We start from the raw sequence: 13,095 nt of genomic DNA on the forward strand, positions 1-13,095 counted from the left end.
GGAATGATAAAGGAGGATTCATAGGCTGTGATCACCATTGATGAGCAAATGACGCACGATATTCCATTTTTACATATCGTAAAAGCTGAAAATAAAGACAAACCACTGCCACTTGTATTTTTTATACATGGATTTACGAGTGCACGCGAGCACAACTTACACTTCGCCTTTCATTTGGCAGAAAAAGGCATGAGAGTCATTTTGCCTGACTGTGCTTATCATGGTGTAAGATCAGAAAACCTCAGCTTAGAGGAACTGGCATCAAAGTTTTGGGAAATCGTCCTGAACGAAATCCGTGAAATCGATATACTTAAGACACATTTTCAAGAAAAACAATTGATTGATTCCGACCTAATAGGCGTTGCAGGTACTTCCATGGGAGGCATCACGACCTTTGGTGCACTCGCAAAACATGATTGGATTAAAGCGGCAGTCAGCTTGATGGGCAGTCCGAAATATACGACATTCCTACAAGCACAAATCATGGACATGCGTCACAAAGGGTTGATGAAAGATATCACGGACGAAGAAGTCAATCAGCAATTAGACGCTCTGCGTCCTTATGATTTAACGCTGCAAACAGATCGATTAAACAAAAGACCGCTGTTATTCTGGCATGCAGAAAACGATCCAGTTGTCCCTTACAGACATGCAAAAGCTCTTTATGACGAGTTAGCAGAAACCCAATATAAAGAAGATCCGCACCTGATTCGTTTTATTACAGATGGACAGGCTGGCCATAAGGTCTCAAGACAAGCGATGTTTGAAACGATTGATTGGTTTGTGACACACCTGAAAAGCACAAACGTTTAGCCAAAAGGAAAAGTACGTTATACTAGTTGAAAAAGGAGTGGATATCATGGATGAAGCATTGAAAGAAAATATTTTAGGCGCCCTAGAACAGGTGATTGACCCTGAGTTAAACGTAGACATCGTCAACCTTGGACTTGTCTATGATGTCGATCTTGATGAGAATGGAAAAGCGGATATCACAATGACTTTAACATCAATGGGCTGTCCTCTTGCACCAGTTATCGTCGATGAAGTCAAAAAAGCATTGAGCGACTTGCCTGAAGTGAAAGAAACAGAAGTTCACATCGTATGGAATCCACCTTGGACACGTGACAAAATGTCAAGGTACGCAAAAATTGCGCTTGGTATTCAATAAGTAAATACGACCTGGTATGAGTTGAACTCATGCCAGGTTTTTTTATGAAAAATTAAGGTAGAGGAGGAGTATGGCTTGATATAATGGATGTAATTTTATAGAACGGAGTACCTATAATGAAACGAAAGTGGATATGGATCGTTCTTTTGATGGGATATGGTGCTGCCTTTTTTGCATCAGTCTCTATACGTGAAGGTCAAGCACACAAAAGACAAGGACTTGAGGCGTTTACAGATGTGAGTCACCTTATGCCGGTCAAAATAAAAAAAGTCGTGCAAGGAAAAGAAATAGAATCTTTAAAAGAAGTATTAGAAGAAGCAAAAGAGAAGAATCTGCCCATTTCAATCGCCGGAAAGCAGCATAGTATGGGCGGCCACACGTATTATGAAAATGGCATTGTACTAGACATGACGAAATTTCGCCGAATCGTATCATTTAATGAAAAAAAGAAGACCATTCGGGTCCAGAGCGGCGCCACATGGGATGATATTCAAACATATGTGAACCCATATGGTCTTGCAGTAAAGGTGATGCAATCTCAAAACATCTTTACGATTGGTGGCTCGTTAAGTGCAAATGCGCATGGACGTGACATTCGCTACGGCTCACTTATTGACACTGTGCGCTCTTTCACACTGTTAAAAGCAGATGGAGAGATCATCACAGTAAAGCCTAGCGATGATTTATTTACTGCCGTGATTGGAGGATACGGCTTATTCGGTGTCATTTTAGATGTTGAGCTTTCCTTAACAAAGGATGAATTATATAAAACGGAGACAACCTCTCTACACTACGATGAATACACTGATTATTTTCAAAAGCATGTAAAGAACAATAAAGAAGTGCGCATGCATCTCGCAAGAATCTCTACAGCGAAAACAAATTTTTTGAAAGAGATGTATGTGACGAATTATTCACTTACTTCTGATCAACAGATCGATCCATACCGCGAGCTCAAAGAAGATCAGCTCGTCATCCCTTTAAAATTTATGCTCGGCCTTTCGAGAAGATTTGATATGGGGAAAGATTTGCTATGGAACTTGCAAAAGAAGTATTTTCAAAGTCAAAATGACCAGCTGATCACAAGAAATAACGTGATGCGGTCTGATTCTGCTTTTTTAGAATATGAAAATGAGTCAGATACCGATGTGCTTCAAGAATACTTTGTTCCAGTTGATCGTTTTCGTGCGTATATCGATGACATGAGAAGCTTTTTACAACAGGAAGAATTGAATTTAATGAACATCACGATCCGTTACGTACAAAAAAATGAAAAAGCGGATCTCTCATATGCGAAAGAAGATATGTTTGCACTTGTTTTGTTAGTGAATTATGGTTTTGAGAAAGAAGAGAAGGCAGAAGCAGAGCGGGTCATCCGGCAAATGACAGATATCACCTTACGGCACCATGGAAGCTATTACTTACCATACATGCCTTATCAAACGAAAGCACAAATGAAACAAGCGTATCCAAAAACCGATCTATTCTTTCAAAAGAAAAAGCAAGCAGATCCAGATGGCAGATTTATCAACTACTTTTATGAAAGGTACAATACACAATGAATGCTAAAGCAATGAAATGGTTTGTCTATTCACAAAGTCTACTGTTTTTCGCCAGTAGTCTCATTTTCCCTTTTTATATTCTTTTTATTAAAAATGTTGGGTCGAGCTATTCTCAATTTGGTCTTGCTTATGGTCTGTTTGGTTTGAGCGGTGCGTTCATTCATTTATTATTAGGAAAACTTCCTGAAACGACCGACAGGCGTCTCTTTTTAATCATTCATTCGTTTGGTATGGCGTTTCTTCTTCTCCTTTTTCCACATATCACAGAAGTAGAGCAAGTTTATATGATTCAGATTGCCTTAGGTGTGCTAGGTGGTGTTCAGAAGCACGGAGAGAAACTGCTCGTCACCGAACTCACAAATGAGAAGAAGCGAATGAAAGAAGTTGGGCACTATCATTTTTGGACAGCGCTTTTTTCATCTATCGCCATTATGCTTGGCGGCCTGTTTGCTGATTTCTTCACCATTCATTTGATTTTTTATGCAAGTTCCCTATTATATTTATGCAGTGCGCTTCTGGTCCTCAATATGAAGAACAATAGATAAAATCCGCATGTCTCACGAAGATATGTGGATTTTTTTATGAAAAAAAATGAAAACAAATATTAAATATACAATTGAATTAATTTTTATACATGTTATAATGTTAAATAATTTCACAAAGATCAAGAGGGTGTATTGACGTTGAAAATAGGTATTATAGGTGCTACAGGGTACGGTGGTGCGGAATTAGTTCGTATCTTTAAGCAGCATCCACATGTGGAGGAATGTATATTGTATTCATCAAGTGGTGATGGGCAATTATACAGTCAATCTTATCCGCATCTGACAACGATTACTGACCAAACATTAAAAGCCATTGATCCGGCTGCCATTGTGCAAGAAACAGATGCTGTGTTTTTAGCGACACCAGCAGGCGTATCAAGTGAACTCACACCGAAGCTCATGAATCAAGGGGTGCCAATTATTGATTTATCAGGTGACTTGCGCATTCAAGATGGGACCGTTTATGAAGCGTGGTATAAACGAAGGGCAGCGGATGAAGCATCGGTTCAACAAGCTGTATACGGATTATCTGAATTGAATCGTGAAACCATTAAGCAAGCGGAAGTCATTGCAAACCCAGGCTGCTTTCCTACTGCAGTTCTTCTAGGATTAGCACCGCTGATGAAACAGAATTTAATCGATGAATCTATGATCATAATAGATGCAAAAACCGGGGTGTCCGGTGCAGGACGATCAGCCTCACTTGGCACACATTTTTCAGAGCTGAACGATAACTTTAAAATTTATAAGGTGAATGAACATCAGCACACACCTGAAATAGAACAAGTACTTAGAGAATGGAACCCGCAAACGGCGAACATCACATTTTCAACACACCTTGTCCCGATGACAAGAGGGATTATGGCGACGATGTATACACAATTGAAAGCAGATGTCACAAAAGAAGAATTAATGAAACGGATGAAGGACTTTTATGAAGATTCCTATTTTGTAAGAGTGAGAGATCACGGGATATATCCGCAAACAAAAGAAGTATACGGCAGTAACTTCTGTGATATTGGCTTTCATTTAGATGAGCGAACAGGGAGACTGACGATTGTATCTGTCATAGATAATCTCATGAAAGGTGCAGCCGGCCAAGCGGTTCAAAACTTCAACATCATCAAAGGCTTACATGAAGAGGCGGGCCTCACAATGACACCTCTCTATCCATAAGAACAGGGGAGACAACAAACATGATCGAATTGAATGAAAAAAGTATTGTCAAAATTGACGGGGACGTATCATCACCAAAAGGTTTTGAAGCAAAGGGGATTCATATAGGATTACGCTATTCAAAAAAAGACCTTGGCTTGATCATCAGTGAAGTACCAGCAGCGAGTGCAGCGGTATACACTCAAAGTCACTTTCAAGCTGCTCCTTTACAAGTGACACAAAAAAGCTTAAAAAAGACGGGCAAACTAAAAGGTGTCATTGTCAATAGTGCGATCGCCAACGCATGCACAGGTGAGCAGGGATTAAAAGATGCATACGACATGCAGGCAGCCTGTGCAGACATGTTAGGCACAGAGCCTGATTACATTGCCGTTTCTTCTACTGGTGTCATTGGAGAGTGTCTGGATATGGATAAAATCAAAACAGGCATCGCTCAGCTAAAAGAAGCAAAAGCAGGAAATGGCCACTTTGAAGAAGCGATTTTAACAACAGATACAGTCATTAAAAATACGACATACTCCTTGACGATAGACGGGAAAGAGATTCTCATTTCTGGTGCAGCAAAGGGCTCTGGTATGATTCATCCGAACATGGCCACAATGCTCGGGTTTGTCACAACCGATGCAAATGTCGAACAAGAAGCTTTGCAAAATGCTCTTCGTGACATCACAGATGTGACGTTTAATCAAATTACCGTCGATGGAGAAACATCAACTAACGATATGGTGCTTGTGATGGCAAATGGAATGGCAGAAAACCAGGCACTGAATGAAGAACATCCAGAATGGCCATTGTTTAAAGAAGGATTAAAACTAGCCTGCGAAGATCTAGCAAAAGAGATTGCAAGAGACGGAGAAGGCGCAACTAAATTAATCGAAGCGAAAGTTGTTGGTGCTAAAAACAACTTAGAAGCGGGAATTATTGCAAAAAAAATCGTAGGTTCAAGTCTTGTGAAAACAGCCGTATACGGTACGGACGCCAACTGGGGACGGATTATCGGAGCAATCGGTCATAGCGCAGCTTCTGTCACGCCAGAAGAGGTGGAAGTTTACTTAGGCGGGCAGTGTCTGTTTAAACATAACGAACCTCAGTCTTTCTCAGAAGAGGAAGCAAAAGCGTATCTAGAGCAGGATGAGATTACGATTTTCATTCAAATGAATGAAGGAAATGGTGAAGCGGCAGCATGGGGCTGTGACCTTACCTATGATTATGTGAAAATTAACGCGAGCTATCGCACATAATGAAGGAGATAGACATGGATAAAACGATCGTGTTCAAGTGTGGAGGCAGTGTCATTCGAGAACTTTCCGATACCTTTTATGAAAATGTCCGCTCACTTCAAGCTGCTGGATTTAAACTGGCTATCGTACATGGCGGAGGTCCTGAAATCACGAGCATGCTGCAAAAATTAGAAGTGAAAACGGAATTTGTAGATGGACAGCGCAAAACAACAAAGCCGGTGTTAGAGGTAGCCGAAATGGTCCTTTCAGGAACGGTGAATAAATACTTTGTTTCAGAACTGGCAAAGCATGATATATCATCTGTCGGTGTATCTGGTAAAGATGGACAGATGCTTGTCGCCGATTTTCTCGATCAAGATGTATATGGGTACGTTGGCGAAATCAAAGAAGTCAATCCAGAGATGGCAGAAGCACTAATGGAGAAACAATTCATTCCCGTCATTGCGCCGCTATCTATGACCGAAGAATGCCAAACGTTAAATGTAAATGCTGATCTTGCAGCATCAGCAGTCGCAGGAGCTATGAAAGCTGATAAGCTCATGTTTGTCACAGATGTGGAAGGAATTTTAAAAAATGGTGAGCTGTTAGACGTTGTCACCGAACAAGAAGCTCTCAAGCTCATCGATGAAGGCATTATTTCCGGGGGAATGATTCCAAAAGTGCAATCTGCGCTCAGTGCTTTATCAGGAGATGTGGATGAAGTCATGATTGTGAATGGAAAAGGCAGTATTTTTACAGGAGATACCTTTAAAGGAACTCGAATTGTAAAACAAAAGGAGGCGGTCCTGTGAGTCATCTCTTTCAAACGTACGGACGGTGGAATGTTGAAATTAAAGAGGCAGAAGGTTCTTGGGCAGTTGATACAACTGGGAAAAAATATTTAGACTTTATACAAGGCATTGCGGTCACGAATTTAGGTCACAATCATCCAAAGGTCAATCAAGCCATCAAGAAGCAGCTTGACGAGGTCTGGCACGTATCAAATCTATTTGAAAATGGACTGCAAGAAAAAGCAGCGGAAAAGCTGGCAGCAAACAGTTCAGGAGATCTCGTATTTTTCTGCAACAGCGGGGCTGAAGCGAATGAAGGGGCTATCAAATTGGCCCGAAAAGCAACAGGGAAAACAAATATTGTGACGTTTTTGCACTCTTTCCATGGGCGCACGTATGCTGGTATGGCTGCCACAGGTCAAGATAAAATCAAAACTGGTTTTGGACCGATGCTGGAAGGCTTTCATTATGTACCGTTTAATGACCCTGAAGCGATCACAGCGTGTGAAATCGATGATGTCGCAGCCGTCATGCTGGAAGTGGTGCAAGGTGAAGGTGGAGTGAATCCAGCTACAGCTGAATTTCTTGAAGCCGTTCAAGCGTTTTGCAAAAAACATCAAGCACTGCTGATTGTAGATGAAATCCAAACGGGTATTGGGCGAACAGGGACAGCATTTGCCTATGAGCAATCGGGACTTGATCCTGATATTATTTCAGCCGCAAAAGGTTTAGGAAATGGATTTCCAGTCGGTGCAGTGATAGGGAAAAAAGCTTTAGGGGATGCCTTTTCTCCAGGCTCTCATGGCACAACATTTGGTGGCAACATGCTCGCTATGTCAGCTGTGAACGCAACCCTTGATGTAATATTCAAAGAAGACTTTCTTTCAGAAGTGAAAGAAAAGGGTGCGTACCTCTTAAAGAGACTGCAAGAAGTCAAACAGCTGAACATCGTGAAAGAAGTACGGGGCAAAGGATTAATGGCGGGAATTGAGTGTTATCAGCCAGTAGGTGATTACATCACAGCCCTTCGAGCGCAAGGTTTGCTGGTGCTTCCAGCTGGTCCGAATGTCATTCGTTTATTACCTCCGCTGAATGTCAAAAAAGTTGAATTGGATCAAGCAATAGAAGCGGTCATTCAAGTGTTAGCAAATGAAGCAGTAACGGTCTAAATTTTTTTACACCAGAACGCATAAACATGCATTTATATTATTAATTATTCAATATGGGGTGACACAAGCATGAAAGGTTATTTAAATTTAGAAGATGGAGCCTCTTTTGAAGGAGATCTGACAGGAGAAGCTGGCATGACGGGTGAAGTGGTCTTTTTTACAGGGATGACAGGTTATCAAGAGGTACTCACAGATCCTTCTTATAAAGGACAAATCATTGTCTTCACATATCCGCTCATCGGAAATTACGGCATCAATCATGAAGACTTTGAGAGCAAAAAACCACAAGTAAAAGCGGTCGTTGTCTATGAGGCAGCTGAGCATTTTTCTCATCACCTTGCAGCCGTAAGCTTAAAAGATTATTTACAGAAGTGGAACATTCCGCTTCTTACACATATAGATACTCGTGCAGTCGTGCAGAACATTCGAGCAAATGGAACGATGAATGCAGTGCTTAGTTTAGACGAAAATGAAACGCCACCTGCAATGAAGCAAGACAATGTGGTTGAGCAGGTCACAGAGGATGAAGTATACACACAAGGCAGCGGCGAGGATCATGTAGCGCTCATTGATTTTGGCTTTAAAAAATCAATTGCGGACTCACTCGAAGCGCGCGGCTGTAAAGTCACAGTGATTCCGTACAAACAAATGGAAAAGGTATTTGATATCAAGCCAGATGCGATCCTTTTGTCAAATGGACCTGGAGATCCAAAAACAATGAAGCCATATTTAAAAACCATTCATGACATCATGATGACCTTCCCGACACTAGGCATTTGCTTAGGTCATCAATTAATTGCTCTTGCGCTTGGCGGGGATACGTATAAGCTTCCTTTTGGCCACCGCGGGGCGAATCATCCTGTACAAGATACAGAATCAAAACGTGTCTTTATGACAAGCCAAAATCATAGCTATGTGGTCAATGAAAAAAGCATGAATGACAAAGAAGTGGACGTCAAATTCCTCCACGTGAATGACGGATCTGTTGAAGGATTCATTCATAAAGAGAAGCTGATTATGTCCGTTCAATTTCATCCAGAAGCACACCCAGGCCCTGCAGAAAGTGAATGGGTATTCGATGATTTTATTGAGAAAGTGAAACAAGCAAGGAGAGAAGTCGCACATGCCTAAAGATCAAAGCATACAAACCATTCTAGTCATCGGGTCTGGTCCAATCATCATTGGTCAGGCAGCAGAATTTGATTACTCAGGAACACAAGGTTGTATGGCCTTAAAAGAAGAAGGCTACAACGTCATCTTAGTGAATAACAACCCAGCAACTATTATGACAGACGAGTCATTTGCTGATGAAATTTATTTTGAACCGCTTTCAGTTGATTCAGTGACAAGAATCATTGAAAAAGAGAAACCAGATGGTCTTTTAGCCAATCTTGGCGGACAGACGGCTTTAAACCTTGCTGTCGAGCTGGAAAAAGCCGGTGTGCTGAAAAAGCATGGGGTAAAACTGCTCGGAACGTCAGTTGAAACAATTGAAAACGGTGAAGATCGTGAGAAATTCCGTGCTCTCATGAAGCATTTGAATGAACCTGTACCAGAAAGTGAAATTGTAGATAATGCGAAAGACGCCCTTCAATTTGCAAAAGAAGTGGGCTTTCCCGTCATTCTTCGACCAGCCTACACACTTGGTGGTAAAGGGGGAGGCATCGCTTTAACTGAAGAGGCTTTTAAACCGCTGATTGAAGGTGCTCTTCTAGCGAGTCCGATTCATCAGTGCTTAGTTGAAAAAAGCATTGCTGGCTTTAAAGAAGTCGAGTATGAGGTCATGAGAGATCGTCAAAATACGTGTATCACTGTATGTAACATGGAAAATATCGATCCAGTTGGTGTGCATACAGGTGACTCGATTGTCGTTGCACCGTCACAGACATTAACGGATCAGGATTATCAAATGCTCCGCTCAGCAAGCTTAAAAATCATTTCAGCGCTTGATGTCGTTGGCGGCTGTAATATCCAATTCGCTCTCGATCCACTCAGCAAAGAATATTTTGTCATTGAGGTCAACCCTCGGGTCAGCCGGTCTTCTGCTCTTGCATCGAAAGCAACAGGCTATCCGATTGCCAAAATGGCGGCAAAACTTGCGGTCGGTTATACACTAGATGAATTGAAAAATCCGCTTACAGGAACAACGTATGCTAGCTTTGAGCCGGCACTCGATTATGTCGTGGTGAAATTTCCGCGCTGGCCGTTCGATAAATTTAAACAAGCAGACCGGAAATTAGGCACAAAAATGAAGGCGACTGGTGAAGTCATGGCGATTGACCGTAATTTAGAATCTGCCATTCAAAAAGCCGTCGCATCACTTGAAATCAAAACAAAGGGCTTCCACTTGCCTGAACTGAAAGAACATTCGACTGAACAGTTATTTGAATTAATCAAAACACCGGACGATCGCCGTTTCTTCGCTGTCATGGAGCTGCTTTCCAGACAAGAAACCGTTGAAACGATTCATGAAACGACGAAGATTGATCTGTTTTTCTTACATGTTTTCAAGAATATGATCACACTCGAACAAGAATTGAAGAACCATCAGGGGACGCTATCCAAAGACACCTTAAGAAAGGTGAAAGAAAAAGGCTTCCTTGATGAAACAATCGCTTCTCTGACGGATCGCAGTGAACAAGATATCAGACAGCTTCGCCAAGAGTATGGCATTGCCGCTTCATTTAAAATTGTCGATACATGTGCGGCTGAATTCGATGCAAAAACGAATTACTTCTATTCTACGTACTTTGGCAAAAGTGATGGAGAGCATCAAGAGAAAACAAAGGAGCGTGCACTCATCATTGGCTCTGGTCCGATTCGAATTGGGCAAGGGGTCGAGTTTGATTATAGTGCCGTTCATGGCGTTCTTACTTTACAAAAGCTTGGATTTGAAACCATCATGATGAACAATAATCCAGAAACGGTTAGTACCGATTATGAGATTGCAGATCGTTTATACTTTGAGCCGATCACGTTAGAACATATTTTAAACGTAGTTGAAGCGGAGCAAATTGATTTTGTCATCGTTCAATTTGGCGGGCAGACAGCAATCAATGTGGCGGAAGGTTTAGAAAAAGCCGGCGTTACCTTGTTAGGCACGTCCTTTGACACACTAGATGCATTAGAAGATCGCGATTTATTCTATCAGCTTCTTGATGAACTGAATCTTCCTCATGCAAAAGGAGATACAGCACATTCAAAAGAAGAAGCACTGGAGCATGCTGCAAGCATCGGGTACCCTGTTCTTATTCGTCCATCATATGTCATTGGGGGAATGGGCATGATCGTTGTCCATACAGAAGCTCAATTGGTAGCAATACTTGATCAGCCAGATCATTTACCTTATCCGATCTTAATTGATGAGTACGTCGCTGGAAAAGAAGTGGAAGTGGATCTCATTTCAGACGGAAAGACGACATTCATTCCAACAATCGTTGAGCATATTGAAAAAGCGGGCGTACACTCAGGTGACAGCTTTGCCATCTTGCCAAGTGTCTCTATTAGTGAAGACATCAAAGAGCAGGTGTATAACGCTTCTGAACAAATCGCAAAGAAATTAGCTTTTAAAGGCATTATGAATATTCAATTTGTGATAAAAGGGAACCAGGCGCTCGTATTAGAGGTGAATCCTCGGGCAAGCCGGACTGTTCCAGTTGTAAGTAAAGTCATGGGTGTTGACATGATCCCAATGGCGACTCAGCTGTTAGCTGGTGCAACGCTTGAAGAATTGAAACCGGCAACGAAGAATAAGGGGGGCACAGCTGTTAAATTCCCAGTCTTCTCCTCACATGCCATTCAAGATATTGATTTAAAGCTCACACCTGAAATGAAAGCGACGGGTGAAGGAATGTGTGTAGGAAAGAACGTCGAAAGCGCCTTGAAAAAAGTGTTTGCACCGATCTGGAAACAGAAAGGAAGCCTCTTTATACAAGGCAGTGAATTATTCGTAGATGAAGCAAAACGAGCAGGCTTTGACGTCTGGACTGGCAGCTTTGAATCGTGGCTGAAACAAGACGATAAATCGCTTCACATTCATTTAGGTGATGATGAAGAGGCAAAAGAACAGCGTGTAAAAGCACTCACACATGGTGTTCAAGTTCTAACCGAATATGAAACAGCGCAAGCGTTCCTGCAAGGAAAAGATGGAGATGTATCACCAGTATCTCTCCACGAATTATATAAAAAGGAAGTGACGGCATGAGCCAAGTCGACGTGCAACCGGCATTATACGGAAAAGACTTTTTATCGTTAAAAGACTTTTCGATCAATGACATTGCGTACTTAATTGAAAAAGCAGAAGAAATGAAACAACATCCATATCAAGATTTATTCAAAGGAAAAACATTAGCGATGATCTTTGAAAAATCTTCAACTAGAACCCGTGTCTCGTTTGAAGCGGGCATGACGCAGCTAGGCGGACATGCGCTCTTCCTCAGCTCAAATGATCTGCAAATTGGCAGAGGAGAAACGATTGGTGATACAGCGCAGGTGCTGTCTGGGTATGTAGATGGCATTATGATTCGAACCTTTGAACATGAGAAGGTAGAAGAACTTGCAAAATACGCCTCTATTCCAGTGATCAACGGACTAACGGACTACTCTCATCCATGTCAGGCACTGGCTGATTTACTGACGATTAAAGAAGCAAAAGGCACACTAAAAGGTGTGAAAGTGGCGTACATCGGTGATGGGAATAATGTGGCTCATTCCTTAATGGTTGGTTGCGCGCAGTTAGGCTGTGACATTGCCGTTGCATCACCAAAAGGCTATGAACCTCTTCAAGAAGTGACAGAGACTGCCCAGGCGTTTGCAAAACAATCAGGCGCAGAAGTCATCGTCACAACAGATCCAGTAGCTGCTGTTCAGGATGCAGATGTCATTTATTCAGACGTATTTACAAGCATGGGACAGGAAGCTGAAACAGAGAAACGTCTAGCTGAATTTAAAGAATATCAAGTCAATGAGGAACTCATGCAACATGCAGCAGCAGATTATATCTTCCTTCATTGTCTGCCGGCACACCGAGGAGAAGAAGTGACGGCTGATATCATTGATGGACCACACTCTAAAGTATTCCAGCAAGCAGAAAATCGCTTGCATGTGCAAAAAGCGTTAATCAAAGAGCTCATGTATCAACAACCTAAATAAATCACAAGTGTCCCTGTCTCGACTGAGCAGGGACTTTTTACATGTTGGATTGGAGAGACAATGGACGGGACATAATAACATCAATCGAGAAAGGAGGATGGAAATGGGTCAACAGCATCAGTTTAAATCTGGTAATAAGGCACCTAATAATGGTGTTTATATCGAAATCGGTGAGACCGGTAGTATGGTGAAAGATCCTTTAAAGATAAAGCTTAAAGCAGGAGACGTCTTTCCGGATAACTCGAACCATAACCGTGTTTGGACTTACCAAAGAAAGCCGTAAGCAATTGACTAAGAGTCCATATGAATAAGT

General features: G+C 41.8%; 12 protein-coding genes. All 12 read left to right on the plus strand.

What is annotated here, in order from left to right; translation table 11 throughout:
• Window positions 1-27 precede the first annotated feature (27 nt).
• The 12 genes from NST01_RS05545 (at window position 28) to NST01_RS05600 (ending at window position 13,065) form a co-directional block, all read left to right on the plus strand.
• Complete coding sequence (locus NST01_RS05545; RefSeq protein ID WP_048002552.1) at window positions 28-813, plus strand: alpha/beta fold hydrolase; 786 nt, start codon at window positions 28-30, stop codon at window positions 811-813.
• A gap of 46 nt (window positions 814-859) precedes the next feature.
• Complete coding sequence (locus NST01_RS05550; protein WP_003211530.1) at window positions 860-1,168, plus strand: metal-sulfur cluster assembly factor; 309 nt, start codon at window positions 860-862, stop codon at window positions 1,166-1,168.
• 116 nt (window positions 1,169-1,284) lie between these two features.
• Window positions 1,285-2,730: an FAD-binding oxidoreductase gene (locus tag NST01_RS05555; RefSeq protein ID WP_108611362.1), complete on the plus strand. Its 1,446-nt coding sequence runs from the start codon at window positions 1,285-1,287 to the stop codon at window positions 2,728-2,730.
• Window positions 2,727-3,275 carry an MFS transporter gene (locus NST01_RS05560; RefSeq protein WP_048001695.1) on the plus strand — a complete coding sequence of 183 codons (549 nt, stop codon included), beginning with the start codon at window positions 2,727-2,729 and terminating at the stop codon, window positions 3,273-3,275. Before NST01_RS05555 ends, NST01_RS05560 begins: the two co-directional genes overlap by 4 nt.
• 138 nt (window positions 3,276-3,413) lie before the next feature.
• Window positions 3,414-4,451 (plus strand): N-acetyl-gamma-glutamyl-phosphate reductase, encoded by a 1,038-nt coding sequence (gene argC / locus NST01_RS05565; protein WP_046527342.1) that lies wholly within the window; start codon window positions 3,414-3,416, stop codon window positions 4,449-4,451.
• A 20-nt stretch (window positions 4,452-4,471) separates the two neighbouring features.
• Window positions 4,472-5,692 carry a bifunctional ornithine acetyltransferase/N-acetylglutamate synthase gene (gene argJ, locus NST01_RS05570; RefSeq protein WP_039167371.1) on the plus strand — a complete coding sequence of 407 codons (1,221 nt, stop codon included), beginning with the start codon at window positions 4,472-4,474 and terminating at the stop codon, window positions 5,690-5,692.
• Window positions 5,693-5,706: 14 nt separating this feature from the next.
• The gene (gene argB, locus NST01_RS05575) at window positions 5,707-6,483 is read left to right on the plus strand and encodes an acetylglutamate kinase (RefSeq protein ID WP_017360181.1); all 777 of its coding nucleotides are present in this window, start codon (window positions 5,707-5,709) and stop codon (window positions 6,481-6,483) included.
• Complete coding sequence (locus NST01_RS05580; RefSeq protein ID WP_046527343.1) at window positions 6,480-7,631, plus strand: acetylornithine transaminase; 1,152 nt, start codon at window positions 6,480-6,482, stop codon at window positions 7,629-7,631. The genes argB and NST01_RS05580 overlap by 4 nt, the downstream gene beginning before the upstream one ends.
• Before the next feature lie 69 nt (window positions 7,632-7,700).
• Window positions 7,701-8,762 carry a carbamoyl phosphate synthase small subunit gene (locus tag NST01_RS05585; RefSeq protein WP_046527344.1) on the plus strand — a complete coding sequence of 354 codons (1,062 nt, stop codon included), beginning with the start codon at window positions 7,701-7,703 and terminating at the stop codon, window positions 8,760-8,762.
• Window positions 8,755-11,835 (plus strand): carbamoyl phosphate synthase large subunit, encoded by a 3,081-nt coding sequence (locus NST01_RS05590; RefSeq protein ID WP_046527345.1) that lies wholly within the window; start codon window positions 8,755-8,757, stop codon window positions 11,833-11,835. Before NST01_RS05585 ends, NST01_RS05590 begins: the two co-directional genes overlap by 8 nt.
• Window positions 11,832-12,782, plus strand: coding sequence for an ornithine carbamoyltransferase (gene argF, locus NST01_RS05595; protein WP_017360177.1), 951 nt, complete (start codon window positions 11,832-11,834; stop codon window positions 12,780-12,782). Before NST01_RS05590 ends, argF begins: the two co-directional genes overlap by 4 nt.
• Before the next feature lie 103 nt (window positions 12,783-12,885).
• The gene (locus NST01_RS05600; protein ID WP_008348517.1) at window positions 12,886-13,065 is read left to right on the plus strand and encodes a YjzC family protein; all 180 of its coding nucleotides are present in this window, start codon (window positions 12,886-12,888) and stop codon (window positions 13,063-13,065) included.
• Window positions 13,066-13,095: the final 30 nt, after the last annotated feature.

It is taken from the genome of Bacillus sp. FSL R7-0166 (genome assembly GCF_038008935.1).
GTDB lineage: Bacteria > Bacillota > Bacilli > Bacillales > Bacillaceae > Bacillus > Bacillus altitudinis.

What these genes read in the sequence shown, in the direction of transcription:
- NST01_RS05600 (WP_008348517.1), top strand. Translation starts at nt 12,886, where the DNA reads ATGGGTCAACAGCATCAGTTTAAATCTGGTAATAAGGCACCTAATAAT.
- NST01_RS05585 (WP_046527344.1), top strand. Translation starts at nt 7,701, where the DNA reads ATGAAAGGTTATTTAAATTTAGAAGATGGAGCCTCTTTTGAAGGAGAT.
- NST01_RS05550 (WP_003211530.1), top strand. Translation starts at nt 860, where the DNA reads ATGGATGAAGCATTGAAAGAAAATATTTTAGGCGCCCTAGAACAGGTG.
- argF (WP_017360177.1), top strand. Translation starts at nt 11,832, where the DNA reads ATGAGCCAAGTCGACGTGCAACCGGCATTATACGGAAAAGACTTTTTA.
- NST01_RS05560 (WP_048001695.1), top strand. Translation starts at nt 2,727, where the DNA reads ATGAATGCTAAAGCAATGAAATGGTTTGTCTATTCACAAAGTCTACTG.
- NST01_RS05590 (WP_046527345.1), top strand. Translation starts at nt 8,755, where the DNA reads ATGCCTAAAGATCAAAGCATACAAACCATTCTAGTCATCGGGTCTGGT.
- argB (WP_017360181.1), top strand. Translation starts at nt 5,707, where the DNA reads ATGGATAAAACGATCGTGTTCAAGTGTGGAGGCAGTGTCATTCGAGAA.
- argJ (WP_039167371.1), top strand. Translation starts at nt 4,472, where the DNA reads ATGATCGAATTGAATGAAAAAAGTATTGTCAAAATTGACGGGGACGTA.
- NST01_RS05555 (WP_108611362.1), top strand. Translation starts at nt 1,285, where the DNA reads ATGAAACGAAAGTGGATATGGATCGTTCTTTTGATGGGATATGGTGCT.